This is a genomic window from Mesorhizobium sp. SEMIA396 (assembly GCF_024518615.1).
Lineage (GTDB): Bacteria > Pseudomonadota > Alphaproteobacteria > Rhizobiales > Rhizobiaceae > Mesorhizobium.
The window spans coordinates 89,312-106,199 of record NZ_JANIFC010000015.1 but is presented as its reverse complement, the minus strand read 5'-3'; the positions used below and the strand labels follow the sequence as shown (position 1 = coordinate 106,199).

The 16,888-nt window shown below is 61.8% G+C and carries 14 protein-coding genes; 8 read left to right on the top strand and 6 right to left on the bottom strand.

The genetic code is table 11. From position 1 onward, the window contains the following. Nucleotides 1–465: 465 nt before the first annotated feature. The 6 genes from NP503_RS29205 to NP503_RS29180 all read left to right on the top strand — a co-directional run bounded on the left by NP503_RS29205 (nt 466) and on the right by NP503_RS29180 (nt 6,372). Nucleotides 466–618: a lasso peptide gene (locus NP503_RS29205; RefSeq protein ID WP_013891488.1), complete on the top strand. Its 153-nt coding sequence runs from the start codon at nt 466–468 to the stop codon at nt 616–618. A gap of 137 nt (nt 619–755) precedes the next feature. Beyond that, the gene (locus NP503_RS29200; RefSeq protein WP_127267623.1) at nt 756–1,070 is read left to right on the top strand and encodes a PqqD family protein; all 315 of its coding nucleotides are present in this window, start codon (nt 756–758) and stop codon (nt 1,068–1,070) included. Further along, the gene (locus tag NP503_RS29195) at nt 1,054–1,617 is read left to right on the top strand and encodes a lasso peptide biosynthesis B2 protein (RefSeq protein WP_127267624.1); all 564 of its coding nucleotides are present in this window, start codon (nt 1,054–1,056) and stop codon (nt 1,615–1,617) included. The genes NP503_RS29200 and NP503_RS29195 overlap by 17 nt, the downstream gene beginning before the upstream one ends. Continuing rightward, the gene (locus NP503_RS29190; protein WP_127267625.1) at nt 1,614–3,536 is read left to right on the top strand and encodes a lasso peptide isopeptide bond-forming cyclase; all 1,923 of its coding nucleotides are present in this window, start codon (nt 1,614–1,616) and stop codon (nt 3,534–3,536) included. Before NP503_RS29195 ends, NP503_RS29190 begins: the two co-directional genes overlap by 4 nt. Then, the gene (locus tag NP503_RS29185; RefSeq protein ID WP_127267626.1) at nt 3,533–4,519 is read left to right on the top strand and encodes a serine kinase; all 987 of its coding nucleotides are present in this window, start codon (nt 3,533–3,535) and stop codon (nt 4,517–4,519) included. Before NP503_RS29190 ends, NP503_RS29185 begins: the two co-directional genes overlap by 4 nt. 8 nt (nt 4,520–4,527) lie before the next feature. Then, nucleotides 4,528–6,372 carry an ABC transporter ATP-binding protein gene (locus tag NP503_RS29180; protein WP_127267627.1) on the top strand — a complete coding sequence of 615 codons (1,845 nt, stop codon included), beginning with the start codon at nt 4,528–4,530 and terminating at the stop codon, nt 6,370–6,372. A 97-nt stretch (nt 6,373–6,469) separates the two neighbouring features. Here NP503_RS29180 and NP503_RS29175 read toward each other — a convergent pair whose 3' ends face one another. Then, on the bottom strand, nt 6,470–6,745 hold the full coding sequence (locus NP503_RS29175; RefSeq protein WP_023811582.1) for a hypothetical protein: 276 nt from the start codon (nt 6,743–6,745) through the stop codon (nt 6,470–6,472). 601 nt (nt 6,746–7,346) lie between these two features. Between NP503_RS29175 and NP503_RS29170 the strand changes: the two genes are divergently transcribed. Then, a complete protein-coding gene (locus NP503_RS29170; RefSeq protein WP_023811581.1) occupies nt 7,347–8,024 on the top strand; it encodes a sugar transferase in 678 nt (225 codons plus the stop codon). 100 nt (nt 8,025–8,124) lie between these two features. Next, complete coding sequence (locus NP503_RS29165) at nt 8,125–9,390, top strand: polysaccharide biosynthesis/export family protein (protein ID WP_164748995.1); 1,266 nt, start codon at nt 8,125–8,127, stop codon at nt 9,388–9,390. A 189-nt stretch (nt 9,391–9,579) separates the two neighbouring features. Here NP503_RS29165 and NP503_RS29160 read toward each other — a convergent pair whose 3' ends face one another. The 5 genes from NP503_RS29160 to NP503_RS29140 all read right to left on the bottom strand — a co-directional run bounded on the left by NP503_RS29160 (nt 9,580) and on the right by NP503_RS29140 (nt 16,862). Next, nucleotides 9,580–10,893 (bottom strand): O-antigen ligase, encoded by a 1,314-nt coding sequence (locus NP503_RS29160; RefSeq protein WP_127270875.1) that lies wholly within the window; start codon nt 10,891–10,893, stop codon nt 9,580–9,582. 184 nt (nt 10,894–11,077) lie between these two features. Beyond that, nucleotides 11,078–11,905, bottom strand: coding sequence for an SDR family NAD(P)-dependent oxidoreductase (locus NP503_RS29155; protein WP_127269097.1), 828 nt, complete (start codon nt 11,903–11,905; stop codon nt 11,078–11,080). Between the two features lie 88 nt (nt 11,906–11,993). Further along, on the bottom strand, nt 11,994–12,488 hold the full coding sequence (locus NP503_RS29150) for an acetone carboxylase subunit gamma (RefSeq protein ID WP_127269096.1): 495 nt from the start codon (nt 12,486–12,488) through the stop codon (nt 11,994–11,996). Further along, on the bottom strand, nt 12,485–14,689 hold the full coding sequence (locus NP503_RS29145; protein WP_127269095.1) for a hydantoinase B/oxoprolinase family protein: 2,205 nt from the start codon (nt 14,687–14,689) through the stop codon (nt 12,485–12,487). Before NP503_RS29145 ends, NP503_RS29150 begins: the two co-directional genes overlap by 4 nt. Nucleotides 14,690–14,702: 13 nt before the next feature. After that, entirely contained in the window at nt 14,703–16,862 is a 2,160-nt protein-coding gene (locus tag NP503_RS29140; protein WP_127270869.1) for a hydantoinase/oxoprolinase family protein, read from the bottom strand. Between the last annotated feature and the right edge of the window lie 26 nt (nt 16,863–16,888).

Genomic DNA, 16,888 nt, shown 5'->3' with positions numbered 1-16,888 from the left:
ACGTGCGAAGCAAACATCACCAAAAACCTCGATGCCGTAAAGCCTTTCCTTTTGCAGTGCGAATTTTTGCAACCGAAGCGTCTATCGAGATCGCGTCGGAAAGAAGTGAGAACCGCGGCTGAAATATCCTTGCCAGGTCTTTTAGCCGATCCGCGGCCGAATTTTCCAAACCGAAAATTCTTTCCATTAGCGAAGCCTAAAAATAAGCACAAAACAAACGATTTATGCAAGCAAAATCATATGCTTAAAGAATCAGCACAGGCGCTGCCATCATGCCCAAGGAATCGGCTAAAAAGTGACAAGTTTTAGGCATGGCCGCTCATGTCCTGACGCCAGCAACGTAATTGATTAACGGAAGGTAAAACAGTCTTGACTCATAAATGCTGCCGTGCAGCTATTGCATTGCAGCATAAAAGTGCTGACGGCACTCGACAGGCCGTTTCCAGTCCTAAATCGGAGAGTAAAATGGAACAGAATGTTGAAAAGCATGAATACGAGACACCAAGCCTGACGGTTCATGGTTCGATTGAGACCATCACCCAGGGTGGCGGCGGCAACACGGCGATCGACGCGTCGTTCCCCGCGCACACGCCGATCGGCGACCTGACGTTCTCCTGAGACTTATAGCCGTTTCCAGAGTGACATTTTGGGACTCTGGATTCAAAAGCAGACGTAAGAGGGGTCGGGGGGCCAGCCTCCCGACTTCTCCTGCGCCAACCGGAGATGTCGAAGCGTTTTGTCAGTGAGGTGCGGGGATGAACGGGAAGCAATCCGACCATGATCTGGCCGACCACGATAGCGTGAGTGCGACCAAGGATGCCGTGGCCTGCGAGTTCGGCGATGGCTTGGCGCTGCTCAATCTCAAATCCAATGTCTACTACAGCCTGAATGGCGTCGGCGCCTTCATCTGGGATTTGATCCAGGAGCCCCGGTCGATCGGCGACATCCGCAGCGCCGTGCTTGCGCGCTATAATGTCGACCCGGTGCGCTGCCAGGCCGATGTCGACGCATTGCTGAAGGGCCTGACTGATAATGGGCTTGCGAGACGGCATCATGAGGCACTTGTCTAAACCGGCCCAGCACAAGACGCTGGTTTCGCAGGCCATAGTTTCGCGGGCCCTGGTTTCGCGGGCCACGGCTTTACGGCAGGAACCCGCGAGGGAAACAGGCCTCAAGCAGTCGAAGCGCGGCGAAAGCCGGCACGGGCTGGTCAGGATTTTCTCCCTGAGCGGCTCGGAAATGATCTTCCTTGGCCATTGCCTGCTGGTGGTGGCGACAGTTCGGCTGGGGCTGACGCTGCTGTCCTACAATCGTGTACGCAGCCTGGTGACGCGCCTAGACGCGCGGCAGTGCGCTTCAATGGGCGAACTGCGGCGTGTCGCCTGGGGCGTTGCCGCCGCGGCCCGTTTCGTCCCTTACGCTACGTGCCTGACCCAGGCGCTCTCCGGCCAGTATATTCTCGCCCGCCAAGGCAATGAATCGACGATACGCATCGGCATCGAACGTGGTACGGGCGAGCAGTTGAAAGCACATGCCTGGCTGGTCAGCGACAACCATATCGTGCTTGGCGGATCGATCGACGGCTTCGCCCATCTCGTCGACCACGGCAGCCGATGAGCGGCGTCGCTGGAATCCTGCTGCGCGGAGCACACGCACCGGCGGTCGCGGCGGCAGACATTCAGCAAATGCTGGCGCGCATGCGCCATCGCGGTCCTGACGGCAGTTCTTGGTGGCTGGACACCAGCATCGCCCTTGGCCACGCCTGGCTCAACACATCGGATGAGGTCGGCCCAGGCCCTTTGACGATGGCTGGCGGCCGGCTCGCCATCACCGCCGATTGCCGGCTGGACAACCGTGACGAGTTGCTGGCCAGGCTCGGTATCCGCGACCAGTCGGTGGCCGACGCGATGGTGCTGATGCGGGCCTATCTGCGTTGGGGCGAAGCCTGTCCGGAGCATCTGCAAGGCGATTTCGCGTTCGCCATCTGGGATGACGAGCGGCAATCGCTGTTTTGCGCGCGCGATCATTTTGGCGTCAAGCCGTTCTACTACCACGCGGCGGACCGGCGTTTTGCCTTCGCGTCCGAGATCGGGCCGATCCTGGGCGTCGAAGGTATCCGCGCACGTGTCAGCGAGCGCCAGATCTCCGGCTTCCTGGCCGGGCTTCCCGACGACCCGCAGTCGACCCCCTACAGCGATATATTCAGCCTGCCGGCCCGCCACAGCCTGACCGTCACCGCGCAACAGGTGATGTTGCGTCGATACTGGCAGATCGAGCCGTCGGCGCGGCCCTTGCGGTCGGATGCATCGGAGGAATTCGCCCATCTGTTCTCGCAATCGGTGCGCAACCGCATGCGAGGGACCTCGGCAGTCGGCGCAATGCTGAGCGGCGGCCTCGATTCCTCATCTATCGCCTGTGTCGCCGGCCTGCAGAATGCCGCTGCGCGCAAGCCGAAGCTGCCGACCTTCTCGCTGGTTTTCGAGAAGGGCTCGCCGATGGACGAGCGGCCCTTCATCGATGCCGTTCTCGACCAGCAGAAGGTCGACGCGACACTGATCCCGGTCGGCAACTATGCCCCATTCGCCGAATTCGAACGCGTGCTGGAAGAACAGGAAGGAACGTTCCTGGCGCCGGGCCTGACGCTCACCCGCGGTGTCTACCGGACTGCCGGCGCCAAGGGCATCAAGGTGCTGCTGGACGGCCATGGCGGCGACGAGGTCGTTTCCCAAGGCCATGGTCACCTGCACGAGCTTGCGAATGGCGGCCGATGGATGGATCTGTGGCGCGAGGTCCGCAGCGCCTCCAATACCTATGGCGACAGCACGCTTGGCCTTTATCTCCAGTTCCTGACCCTCTACGGGCCGGCCTGGCGCATCGCCAAGCTGAGGCATCTGGCCAACCGTGCCCTGAACAGGATCCGCAAGCCCGCGCACGTGCAGCGCGCACGAAGCTGGCGCGACCTGATCAATCCGGACCTTGCCAAGCGCACCGAGCTTGTCGACCGGTTTCACCGGGCCGGCTATATGCCGCCCGGCGTTCAGGCCAGCGACGCCTTGAGCCATCGCTGGATCCTGTCGAACGGCTATGTCCCGCATGCTTTCGAGGTTCTCGACAAGGCCGCCGCCAATTTCGGCGTCGAGCCGCGATACCCATTCTGGGACAAGCCGCTGGTCGAGTTCTGCCTGGCATTGCCGGGCGAGGAGAAGCTGAGCCACGGCTTTGGTCGCTATGTGCTGCGTCGCGCCATGCAAGGCGTATTGCCGGAGGCGGTGCAGTGGCGACGCGACAAGATCGACTTCACCGCCAATCTCGTCAACGGCATGCTGCGCAATCATCGCGACCTCCTGGAACAGCTGCTGGTCTCGGATGCAGGCCGCATCGCGCCTTATGTCAATCTGCCGCAAGTGAGTGCTGCCTATGCGCGACTGCTGCGCCAGCCCGATCAGGCAGCCCCCCTGGATGTCCAGTATGTCTGGCGCTCGGCCTCGCTGTCGCTCTGGCTGCGGCAACTCCCGCACGGCGGGAGCCCCACGTGATGCCGCGCAACGAGCCGATGGCCGCATACAGTGATAATCCCCGTCCGCATGGCCGGGCAATGCGAGAACGCCGCTTCTACCGCGCCTATGGTCTGACCATCGCGTCGGAGGTGATGTTACCCGAACTGCAGCCGGCGCCGCCCGGGGCGGCGGATGTCGTGATCGCCGTCGGCGCGATCGACCTGCCAAAGCCGGCGCCCGAAGCCGCGACCGACTTTCGCTTCGAGGCGGACCGGCAATATCTGGCCTGGCATGCCGTGGGCGCGTTCCTGATCACCGATTCCAACCGTATCGACATTGAACCGGCGCCCGGCGTCGACGACGCGCTGCTGGCGTTTCCGCTGCTCGGCCCGGTCATGGCGCTGCTCTTGCACCGGCGCGGCCTGCTTGTCCTGCATGCCAGCGCCATCGCCGCCGCCGGCACGAGCGCCATCTTCATGGGTGACAAGGGTGCCGGCAAGTCGACGACCGCAAGTGCGATGATCCGGGCCGGGCATCGACTGCTTACCGATGACGTGGTGGCGCTGGACCTCGCCAATCCGAGTGAGCCAATGACCGTTCCGGGCTTTCCGCAGATCAAGCTGGCGGCCGACGCCGCGGCGGCGATCTCGCTCGGGGAAGCGGAAGTGCGGCCGCAAGTGCATCCGGCGATCGACAAGATGCAGCATCGCCTGAACGGTGACTTTTCGGGCGACAAGGTGCCGGCGACCAGGATCTATATCCTCAAGCGCGGCGAAAGGGCTGGCATCACGCCCTTGCCCGCCATTGCCGCCCTGCCGGCCATCATCAAATTCTCCTATGTGACGCGCTTCGGCCGCGCGGCCCTCCCCGACGACTTCGCGGCGGCGCATCTTCGGCAATGTTCATGGATTGCCAACCATATCGGCGTGCGGCGGCTGGAAGTCCCGACGGGCCTGGACAGGATCGGTGAAGCCGTGGAACTGATCGAAAAGGATCTGTCGGCTGGCAGCCGGCGGTCGTAAGCGCAACCATGTCGAAGCCCCCAACCCTTCGCCTGTCGCTGTTTCGAGAAATTGCCGCATTCGGCGCCGCCATTGCCCGGATCGGCGGCCGGCGAACATGGACGGCGCTTTTCTTCCTCATCCTCGGCAGCCTGACCGAGGGCATCTCCATCCTGCTGCTCATCCCGCTGCTGCATCTGGTCGGACGCGCCGACCAGGATTTCGCTGTTCGGCTGCCCAACAATGATTTCGTGCGCTGGCTGGTGCCTGACGGCACGCTGCAACTGACGACCGTGCTTTGCATGCTGGTCGGGCTTGTTGCAGCGCAGGCGGCGTTCAATCGCTTCAAGTCGGTCTACATGGCCAAATTGCTGTTCGATTTCGTCAACCGCGTTCGCATGAACCTGTTCGAAAGCATCGGCAAGGCGCGCTGGGGCGTTTTTACCCGCATGCGCAGTTCCGACCTCGATCATGCCCTGACCGGCGACATCGACCGCGTCCAGGGCGCGGCGTTCTCACTGCTGATGCTGGTGCAGATCGCCGTTCTTCTGGCTGGCTATCTCCTGGTTTCCATGTTCATCTCGCCGGTCATGACGCTGTTTGCCGTCGTCATCGGCATGCTGATGTTCGTGGCGCTGCAGCCCTTCCGGACACGGGCCACTGCCTTCGGCCGTGTGCTGACCGCCAATCGACAGGATCAGTACCGGACGGTCTCGGAATTTCTCGGCGGCATCAAGGTGGCCAAGAGCCTGAACGTCGAGGACAGCTATTTCGCGCAGCTGCGGTCGACGCTTGAGAAGATGAAGGCCGACAACATCGACTATGTGCGCAACAGCACCATCGGCACCGCGGTATTCCAAGTGGCGAGCGTGGTGGGCCTGAGCCTGTTCATCTATGTGGCTTTGGTTCGCTTCAACCTGTCGCTGGCCGAGATCGTCGTCCTGCTCCTGGTCTTCATGCGCATCGCGCCGCGCTTCATGGACATGCAGACGCAAGCCCAGCAAGTGCTGATCAACCTGCCCGCCTTTACGGCAATGCGCAGCCTGCAGGCACGTTTCGATGCCGAACGCGAACCAGGCCATACCGAGTTCGCCGACGCCGGGACACTCTCCCTCAATACGGGATTGAATATTCGCGGTGTCTCCTTCGCCTATGGAGATGCTGGCGACAAGGTGGTGGTGAGCGGCATCACCTTCGGCCTGCCGGCCGGCAAGGTCACCGCCCTGATCGGCCCGTCCGGATCGGGCAAGAGCACGATCGCCGATATGCTGCTTGGCCTGCTGGAGCCCACCACCGGCATGATGCTTGTCGACGGCGTCGAGATTGATGCCAGCAATCGCCGTCGCTGGCGCGACCAGGTGGCCTATGTGCCGCAGGACGTGTTCCTCCTGCACGACACGATCGCGGCGAACCTGCGCCTTGCCGCGCCACGGGCCAGCGATGGCGACCTGTGGGCCGCGCTGCATCAGGCGCACGCCGGCGAGTTTGTCGAACGGCTCGACCTCAGGCTCGAGACGGTGGTCGGCGATCGCGGCGTGCGGCTCTCGGGCGGCGAACGCCAGCGCATCGCGCTCGCGCGCGCGCTGCTGCGCAAGCCGTCACTGCTCATCCTGGACGAGGCGACCAGCGCGCTCGACTGGCAGAACCAGTCGCTGATCGCCAGGTCGATCGACGGATTGCGCGGCACGATGACGATCCTGACCATCGCGCACCGGCCGTCGATGATTGCCTTCGCCGACTGGGTGGTGGCGATGGAAAACGGCCGTATCGTCGAGGTCGGCCAATATCAGCGGCTGAAGGAAAAAACCGGCAGCCGGTTGTCGAGGATGCTGTCGGGGGAACAGTCAGAGGGCGAACCCGCCGATGTCGCGTGAGCCGGCGACCAAGACGCGCCGAAACCGATTCACGCGGCGCCTAGTCTCTTGTTTCGAAGCATGCCTACAAACCGGGGGCAGGTTTGAGCAATCTGCATCAATGCAGGCCGCGCCTGGCACCGCCCAGCTTCTCGCTTTCGGCGACCTCTGGTGCGTTCAGTTTGCGCTCGGCGTCACGGGCTATGTCGGCAGGCGTCGGCGCGCTCCTGGCGATCATGGTGTAGATGAGCACGAAATAGCCGGCCTGAATGATCACGGCGCAGATGATGACGCGCACCAATATCGTGCCTATCGACGCTCCGCCCAGCCAGGACCAGCCGACGACGATCGCCAGAGCGAAAATCATCCCGAGGATGAATTTTGGAAGTGCCATACCCAACAGCCCATAAACCGGCTCGGGTATTATCACGATTGCCCCACCCGAGCGCCGTCCCTTGTCATGTGGGCTTGTTAAGGTCGCCCACTCTCGACCGGTTGCTTCCGGCCTTTTCCACCTGTCGCCACCGTGACAGGTATAATTTGCAATTCTATTAAGGCGAGCAATAGGCGGCAAGGGCAACTTCGGATATTTTTGATCGAGCTTTTGCGATCGACTCTGCCATGCTGCAATGCACGCAACGGGAGCTAAGCCGATCTCCTCTCCTCGGCATTTTTCAGTAAGATAGACAATATTAAGTAGTATTTTATACGGTTTTCACCAAGCATCAGGGCATGATAAAGCACTAATTTGCAGCTTGCCTTGGCAAATAGGTAGGTCCGCCTAAAAACCGCCCCACAAAGGCCTCTATTTTTTCGGCCGTGCCCATTTATTGTCACAAATGTGCTAAATACGCCGAAATTTGTGCATGACAAGCTTATTATTTAGTCAATTCATGACGTGACTATTTCAATGGGGTGGTAAATTGTGTGTTGCGCTGCAACATTTTTTTGGTATCGTGCGCTGAACCATTCGTTCAACGCATGGAGTTTACGGCATGAGGGACGTTGCCAAGTCGGCCACGGCGAGCTTTTCGCAGGCTGACATCGATTTTCCGCCACCGATCGGCGGCTTGCTCAAACGCAGCTTCGATATCGCCGGTTCACTGATTGGACTGATCGCACTCAGCCCGCTGTTTGTCATGATAGCGCTGCTGGTCAAGTTTTCCGACGGCGGCTCGATTTTCTACGGTCACAGGCGAATTGGACGCGGCGGGCGGATTTTTCCTTGCCTGAAGTTCCGCACCATGGTTCCGGACGGCGACAGGGTATTGGCAACCTATCTCGCCACCAACCCGGATGCCAACGCGGAATGGATCGCCACCCGCAAGCTGAAGAACGATCCGCGCGTTACCCGTGTCGGAGCTGTGCTGAGGAAACTCAGCCTCGACGAGCTGCCGCAGATCATCAACATCCTGCAGGGCGACATGAGCCTTGTCGGCCCTCGTCCGGTCGTGCGCGACGAGCTGGAGATCTATGGCACGTCCGCCGTCTATTACCTGAAATCCCGCCCGGGCCTGACTGGCCTGTGGCAAGTCAGCGGCCGCAACGATGTGTCCTATGACAGCCGCGTCGCCTTCGATCGCCACTATGTCGAGAACTGGTCGCTGTTCGAGGACGTTCGCATCATCATCAAGACCGTCCCGGCCGTCTGGATGTCGCGTGGTTCTTACTGACCGGCCGGTGGCCAATGCCAGACATTGGCATCGGCCATTCGACGCAAGCTCATCGGGCGATGGGGCTATAGCGGATCGGAACGTTGAGTTGAAAACAGATTTGTTCGAAGCCTTTCGCAGCGGCCCGGATTCCGGCCGGCTGCGGCGGGCGCGTTTGCTGGCCACATGCCTTGCCTTGGCGCTCGTCGTCCCGCACATCGCCGCCGCCGGCGACTATCGCCTCGGCTCGCAAGACAAGCTTACCATCCGCGTCGCCGAATGGCAGACAGTCGAAGGCACATTTCGTGATTGGTCGGCGGTGAATGGCGAGTACACGGTCGGTCCATCCGGTACGCTGTCGGTGCCGTTCGCCGGCGAGTTGCCGGCATCCGGCAAGACCACGTCCGAAATCGCGGCGGCGATCGGCGAGGCGCTGCAGAAAAAGCTCGCTTTGTCGGACCGACCGGAAGCCTCGGTCGAGATGGCGCAGTTCCGGCCATTCTACATTTCGGGCGAAGTCCAGAACCCAGGCCAATTTCCCTATGTCCCGGACCTGACGGTGTTGAAGGCAATCAGCGTCGCCGGCGGCATCAGGCGCAACGCCGACTACGGCCCCCAGCTCGGCAAGGACCTGGTCACCGCCAAGGGCATGTTCGACATCTCCGACGACCAGCGCATTCGACTGATCGTCAGGCGCGCCCGCATCGATGCGGATATGGCCGGCAAGGCGAGTTTCGACGTGCCGAAGGAGGTCGAGGGCGATCCGAGACTGCCAGCCATCGTGGCGGACGAGATGACGATTCTGACGGCCGACCAAAAGGCGCTGAAGCTGAAACTCGAGGCGCTCGACGACCTGAAGGGGGTTTTGGAATCTGAAATCGAGTCGCTGCAGAAGAAGATCGTCAATCAGCAGCAGCAGGTCGACTTGGCGCAGCAGCAACTCGCCAGCATCGGTCCGCTGGCGCAAAAAGGCCTGATCGCCAATGCCCGACTGCTGGATTCGCGCCAGTCCGTGGCCGACCTGCAGGGCAAGATCCTGGACTACGAAACCGCCATCCTCACCGCCAAGCAGGCGATCAGCAAGGCGAAGCAGGATGCTATCGATGCCCAGAACACCTTGAGTTCAAGTCTCGCCACTGACCGGCAGCAGACCGAGGCCGACCTGAACGAGGCCGCGTTGAAGGTGAACATGCAGAAAGGCCTGATAGCCCAGGCCAGCGATCCCGCGATGGCGGCCGCTATGACAAATGATCAGCAGCCGACCCTGCTCTATTCACTGGTGCGCAATGTCGACGGCAAGACCACCGAAATAGCCGCCAAGGAAGAAACCCCGGTGCTGCCCGGCGATGTGATCAAGATCAAGCTGGCGCCGCTGGCCAGCCAATAGACCGACTTCCAACACGATCCAGTGTTTCGAGCCAGAGCCTCACCCGACAATCGGGATGAGGCTCTGGCTCAGTTGTTTGAACATCTCCCTACGGAAACCATAATAGCGGTCTCGGGATCGAGGCTTCCCGTCCGAGCACATGCTTGCTCAAAAAGGAAGGCCGCTCCCTTCAGCCCGCGAGATGATAATTTATGAGGGACCGGCGCCCGCCGGATGGCCGGCATACCGAGGCCAGTCAGTCTCGCCCCCGGCCGCGTCAGCCGGCTCCAGAGCCGGTGACCGCCGCCTGCGGGTAACGGGCAGCCGCGCCAGCTTGAAGAAGCTGAAATACATCAGGAAAGAACCCATGATGTAGGGGTTGAGTATCTCGACCTCGACGAAGGAGCGGATCAGCAGCAGGACCATCACGCCGAAAAGGATCACCGAGTCCGCCTGCCATGCCTTGAAGATAACCGCCGAGACGTGGCCGTAGAGCGTGCGCAGCATGATCAGCGACACCAGCGTCGCTCCGACGAAGCCGAGTTCGACGAGGGCCTCGATATAGGTGTTGTGGAAGTGGAAGCCGGTGCGGGTGGTGATGTAGAATTCGTTCCACAGCCGCTCGGCTTCAGCGAAGCCCTGCACCCAATAGGCGGCATAGCCGACGCCGAGAATCGGCGATTTCTGGACCGTGTTCCAGCCTTGCTCCCACAGATAGGTTCGCCCGGTGAGCGTCGAATCCTTGCCGAAGAGGCCGAGGACGAAGTCCATCAGCCCGAGATTCAAGGCGACGAAGGCCGTCACGACCAGCAGGCCGGCGCCGATCAGGAAGATGACCCGGCGATAGCGGCGTGACAGAAGTTTGCTCATCGCAAGAAGCGCCACCAGCGCCAGCACCGCGGGTATCGACGCCATCGAGGTGGCGGAATGCGAAGCGACCAGGACATAGGCCGACAGCAGCACGACGGGCACCGCCAGGATGAAGCTGAGCCGGCCGCGCCTGTAGAAGGCAAGGAAGACAACGCAGAAATAGATGCCGAGCGAGCCGACAAAGCCGATCTGATTCTTGGAGGCGAAGGCGCCGACGAAGTTCACGGTGCCGTCGAGGACATCCTCGGAATAGTTCCCGACCTTCAGCGAATAGATGAGGACGACGAATATTCCGATCAGCGCCCCTATGGTCAGCGTGCGCACGCTGACGGTGCGCGCAGCTACGTAGGCGCAGGCGATATGGGAAAAATACTGGACCGACGTCCTTGCGGTGACGCCGGGGGCCTGCGACCAGAAAACCGAGAAGCAGATATAGGCCGCAAACAGCAGCGGCAGCCAGGCGCTGGACAGATGCCGCAGAAACCGCCGGTAGTCGACCAGGATGAGCGGAAGCCAGACCGCATAATAGGCCAGGATCAAGATCTGGCCGAAGATGACCGAATAGGAAAACGCCCAGATCGAAACGGCTACGGCAAAGGCGCCATAGACCGAGTTCTTCTCGGGATCGATCAGCAGTGACTTTGGAATCTTCATCTCAGGGTTCCGCCGACACGACCTAGGGCCGGCAAGCCATGAGCCGGCCGGAATCTTCGCAAATATGGGCGTGCAATAAACGGCGTCTCCATTGTGCAGTGCAATATAACCTATTGCGCCCGGCGCTCAATGGCAAATCCGGTCACCTTGTCTTACAGCGAGGCATCTGCGGAGAGATCAGCCGCTACCAAAGCGCTCCGCCGGTGATCTGGATGTTCTCCATGGTAATGCCCTTGGCCAGATCCGAGCACAGGAAGACCGCCAGTGCGGCAATCTCCTGCGGCTGCAGCATGCGCTGCTGCGGGTTGCCTTTGGCGATCTCGGCCATCGCTTCCTCAGCGGTGCGCCCCTTGCCTTCGCGCTCGACGACCTGCGCCACATTGCGGCGCATCAGTTCGGTCTCGACCCAGGTCGGGCTGATCATGACGCAGGTGACGCCATGCGCTGCCCCCTCCAGCGCCACGCAGCGCGTGAGGCCGAGAAGGCCGGCCTTGGACGCGCAGTAGGCTGGGTTGTCCTTCCAGCCGACCGAGGCGGCGGTTGAGCCGATGTTGACGATGCGGCCCCAGCCGCGTTCGATCATGCCCGGCAGTACCGCACGCGTGACGCGGAAGGCGCCCGTCAGGTTGGTATCGACGATCTTGTCCCATAGCGCGTCGGAATGGCCGCAGACCGGCTGCTCCGCGGTCGTCCCAGCGGCATTGACCAGGATATCGGCGGGGCCGATGGCCGCCTCGGCGTCAGCTGCGAACCGATTGGCGACGTCGCTGTCGCGAACGTCAAGGTGTGCGGCGTGAACCCTCGTTCCGTGGACGGTAAGGGCCGCACGCACGCGCTCGATCTCGTCCGCGCCGGGATAATAGGCGGCATCGGACTTGTCGGCGCTGGCCGGCGCGATGTAGGAGCCGACGGCGACATTGGCGCCGGCTTCAGCCAAAGCCGTGGCAATGGCAAAGCCCATGCCCGAGAACCCACCGGTAACGATGGCGCTACGGCCGGAAAGGTTGTTCATGGCGCACGGTCTCCACTTCGTTCCGGGCAGGCAATCAGGCCTGACCGTATTTGGCAATCACACCGGCGCAGCCTCCATCGCCAGCGTTTCATGTTTGCTGGAGCGGTTTGCCTAGCCATTCGCGATAGAAGCCTTCGAGGTCGGGCTCGAAATCGTGGACGATGGGATAGCCAGGTGCCGCCGCTTCCACTTCGTGCAGCGTGCCGCATTGCGGACAGATGAATTCGCGGATCTCCATCCATTCGGGATCGGGGAGATCGCTGTTGGGATAGATTTCGCGCAAAGCCCCCTCGGTGTTGCGGACGTTGATCGCAGCCTTCAGCTTCCAGTTCTTGCGATAGTCGCCGAAGGAGTGGCCGCATTCGCAGCGGGTAATGCGCTCATCGCCGCTCTGGCAGATGAACAGATGGTCCGAGACCGGCAGCAGGATCGGATCTTTCCAGGCGACACGATCCTGATAGACGGCAACCATCTTGAAGAAACGGTCATCGTCCTTGTAGGCACTCATGATCCGCCTTGTCTGTGGCCAGGGCAGCTTGCCTGCGACCAGATCGCCCAGGACTTCCTTGCTATACGAGGTCATGGCTTTGCTCCCGGCATGAAGATCGATCTGGCATCGACGTTCCAGAACTCGCTGAATTCGCTGGTGAAGCGCGGCGACAGCTTGATCGCGCTGGCGTACATTTTCTTCACCTCGGGGGCGAAATCGGCCCTTTCGACACGACCACGCTCCTTGGCGATCCAATCCACCACAGGGACCGCCTTGGCCAGACGCTCTTTGCGCATGGCGGCGCGGCGCTCGACCGTGGCGTCGATATCGGCGATGGGATAGCCGTCTTCATCGTCCTTCAGCACAATGCCGAAAACCTGGTCCGCCGCTTGCCGGGTGAGAAAGCCGTTCTCGACATCCCAGGCGGTCTTGATCGGATCGCGCTCCAGTACGTCGCCGTAACCACCGCCGCCATTGTAGGAATGGCTGAAGATGTCGCCGGATTTGTGCGGCGAGGTGATGTAGGGGCCCTCGACCACGACATGGTCGCCACCGATGTTCCGCTCGTAGTCGGAGACATGCGGATCGATGCCGGGCGCATGCGCCAGCGGTTCGCCTTTTGCCGCGAGTTCGTGAATGTCTGAGTTGCGCACGGCGCGATGCTTCTGGCAGGTCGGCGCCGGATAACCGCCGCACATGCCGCCATTGTCGAACACGCGCGAAGAATGTTCGGAGGTGTGGAGCCGCAGATGCGACGTCTTGTTGATCAGCCAGGTCGAGACGAAGGAACAGCCGCCGCGATATTTGCCGGCACCGCCGGAGTTGGGCACGATCGAGCGGCCGATATAGACCATCGGCATCGACTGTTCCCAGACCTCGATGTTGCCCATGTCGGATTCCGGGTTCCAGCCGACATAGGCGGTGTCGAGACCATCCTTGATGGCGAGCGCGCCGGAGCCGGCGGCGGCGCATTCAAAATGGGCCATGCCGAACGGCGTGCCGTACTGGCTCTCGCCGCCCATCTCGATCATCGGGCTGTTGACCTGGCCGACGAAGGCCTCCTCGACGAAGCCGCGGGCGACAAAACTGCGCGACAAAAGCCGCTGGAAGACGCCATAGGCCGGCAGCAGCAAAGCCCATGAGGTGGCGGTCGCCACCATCTCGTTGTCGGGGTTGGTCCAGGTGCCGTGCGGCAGTTTCAGTTCGGTCGCCATCCACGCGCCGTCATTGACCAGCCCTTCGAAATTCATGTGCTGGGTCAAGGTGACGAACATGCCGCCATCCATGCCGGCCGGCGTGCAGTTCATCGAATGGTAGCCCCAGGGCTGCGTGCCCTCGAAGTCCATGGTGATCTTGCCGTCGGTGGTGATCTCCATCTCGATCGGGATGTTGTAGAGCCAGTCCGGATCGCCGAGCAGCTGGAAGCCGGGTTTGCCTGCGGTGACGTGGCCGTAAAAAGTGTGGCCGCGATAGATTCCGGGGACGGTGAGCTGGCGGGTGCGGGCGAGCTGGGCACGGCGGCCTTCCTCGATGAACTCCTTCGACACCTTCATCCAGTAGTCGAGGCCGATCTCGGAGATCAGCTGCTTGACGCTTTCGCGCATGTCGATGCAGGATGCGACTTTGGCCTTCTCGTCGAGCACCCAGTAGATCGGCATTCGCAGATTGCGCTCGCAGCGGATGACGTAGTCGCGGCGGATCTCGTCGTTCTCGCCGATCTTCTCGGCGCAGACGAACAGACCCTCGGTGAAGCGCTCCTGCGCGAGACACACATCACCGCCTGGGGTAATGCCGCCAGCCTCCAGCTCGTGGCAGACGGCGCCGGCCCAGCCGACAAGCGTGCCTTCATGAAAGATAGGCACCACGTCCATCACGTCGGGCACCTGCACAGTGCCTATGAAGGCGTCGTTGTTGGCGAAAATGTCGCCTTCGCGGATGCGCGGGTTGTCCTCGTAGCCGTTTTTGATCATCCATTTGATGAAGCGGCTCATCGTATGGACGTGCACCATGATGCCGTTGGAGAGAGCGATGGCGTCGCCCTCGGGCGTGTAGATGGCGACCACCATTTCGCCGACCTCGCGCACGCCGGGCGAGGCCGAGATGCGGCGCGCCATTTCGCGCGCCGAGACGCAATAGGCGCGTAGCTTGGTGTGCAGCGTCTCGAATTTCAGCGGATCCTGGTTGCGCAGCGTGAGTTCCGTAATGCCGTCATAGCAACCGGTCTCTTCCATCAGCCGCTCGGAATCGAGCAGTCTTTCGCGAAGGCGCAGGGCCGAGGCAGGTTTGTCCAACATGGCGGTCGCCCTCTCAAGCGTGGGTGTAGTGCAGCAGCGTCCATTCATCGACATGGACACGGTCCTGCGGATGAACGACGAGCGTGGTGGCGGGATGTTCGATGATGGCCGGGCCGATGACTTCGTGGCCTGGCTGAAGCAGATCCATCTCGTAGAGATTGGCCTTGTGCCAGCGCCCACCGATATAGGCCTCGCGCACGCCCTTGTGGGCGGCTGCCGGGTTGGAGGCGCCGAGCGGCCGCTTGAGCAGCACCGGCTTGACCTTGTCGGCGGTGGCGATCAGCCCGAGTTCGGTGATGGTGAAGCCGGCTTCGCCATAACGCGACACGCGATGGTTGACCTTGGCATAGACCGCCTCGAACTCGTCGATAACCCTGCGCATGTCGTCGGCCGAACCGACCTTGGCAAGCGGCGCCATGACTTCGACGTCCTCGAGCTGGCCGGTGTAGCGCATCATCAGGAACGGCACGGTCCTGATCTTCTCCCTGGTATGGCCGTCGGCGATCATCTCGTCGACCGCTGCCTTGGTCAGGTCGTTCCAGACCGTGGTGACCTTGGCGCCGAAGGCGGCCAGCGTAGCCTCGTCGGCGCGTGACGGGATGTCGTGCTGGGTGGAGACGGAATGACGCCGCATGAAATCGGCCGTGGTGCAGCCGAAGGCGGAGAAGGCGGCCGCGAACTGGAAGGTGATGATGTCCTTGAAGCCGATGCCCCTGGAGCAGCCGGCCAGATGCAAAGGTCCCGAGCCGCCATAGGACAGCAGCGTGAATTCGGAGGGATGGATGCCTTGCCCGGAAATGACCCGGCGCAGCGCGTTGTTGGCATCGGACTCCAGCATGTCGATCATGCCTTCCGCGGCTTCCTCGACACCAACGCCGAGCACGCTGGAGCACTTTTCCTCGAAGGCGCGGCGCGCCTTTTCGACCTGCAGCACGACCTTGCCGCCCAGGAAATAGTGTGGGTTGAGGCGGCCGAGGATGGCGTCGCAATCGGCGATGGTCGGCTCGGTGCCACCGCGATCGAAGCAGATCGGACCGGGATCCGAGCCGGCGCTTTCCGGCCCAAGCGAGACCTTCTTGGTCAGGGGATCGACCTTGAGGATCATGCCGGCGCCGGCGCCGATCGTGTCGAGATGCAGCGTCGGCACGTTGAGCTTGAAACGGTCCATCAGCGGCTCGTTCTCGATTCGCGTCTGGCCGCGTGTGATGACGCCCATGTCGAAAGAGGTGCCGCCCATATCCGAGCAGATCAGCGAATCATTGCCGATCAGCTTGCCGACATAGGCAGCACCGAGGATGCCGCCGATCGGGCCGGAGATCATGGTTTCGTGCAGGCGCGGATGGTTGATCGAGGTCAGGCCGCCGAAGGAGAGCAGCGTCTGCACGCCATATTTGAAGCCGTATTTCTTCGAGACGTCCTCGATACCCCTAAGCTGCTTGCGGCCGCGCGAGGTGGCGTAGGCCTCGATCAGCACCGAATTCAGCCGCGACTGCTCGCGGATGACCGGGCGGACCTCATGGCTGGTGTAGACGATGATGTCGGCGCCGGCCCTGTCGACCTCCGCGCGGCAGATCTCGGCGATGCGCTTCTCGTGCACCGGATTGACATGCGAGAAGATGGTCATGATGCAGATCGCCTCGACCTTGTCGGCGATCAATTTTTTCGCGGCGATGGAGACCTCGTGTTCGTAGAGCGGCAGCACGACGTCGCCGAACTGGTCGATGCGCTCGGTGACGCCATGCGTGCGGCGGCGCGGCACCAGCGGATCGGGATGATGATGCGTGACCGCGTGCAGCCGGTCGGCGTAGGAATAATCGGCCCAGGCCTGCAGCCCGCGGCCCATCAGGATCATGTCCTCAAGGCCCTTGGTGGTGATCAGGCCGAGCCGGCGGCCGGTGCGCGACAACAGTGTGTTGAGCATGCCGGTGCCGGAATAGAGCACGACGTTGACGCCGGAAAACAATGATTCCAGCGAGATGCCCCAGGCATCCGCCGCGTCCTCGGCAGACGCGAGAAAACCTTCGGCTTCGTTCTTCGGCGTGGTCGCCGACTTGCCGATCTTGAAGTGGCCGTCCTGATCGACAAGAATCGTGTCGGTCATGGTGCCGCCGGCGTCGATACCGATGACGATTGGATTGCCGACGATGGGGCCGGTGAGATTGGGTTGGGTCACGGTCGCCTCGGGATCTGGTCTAGGTT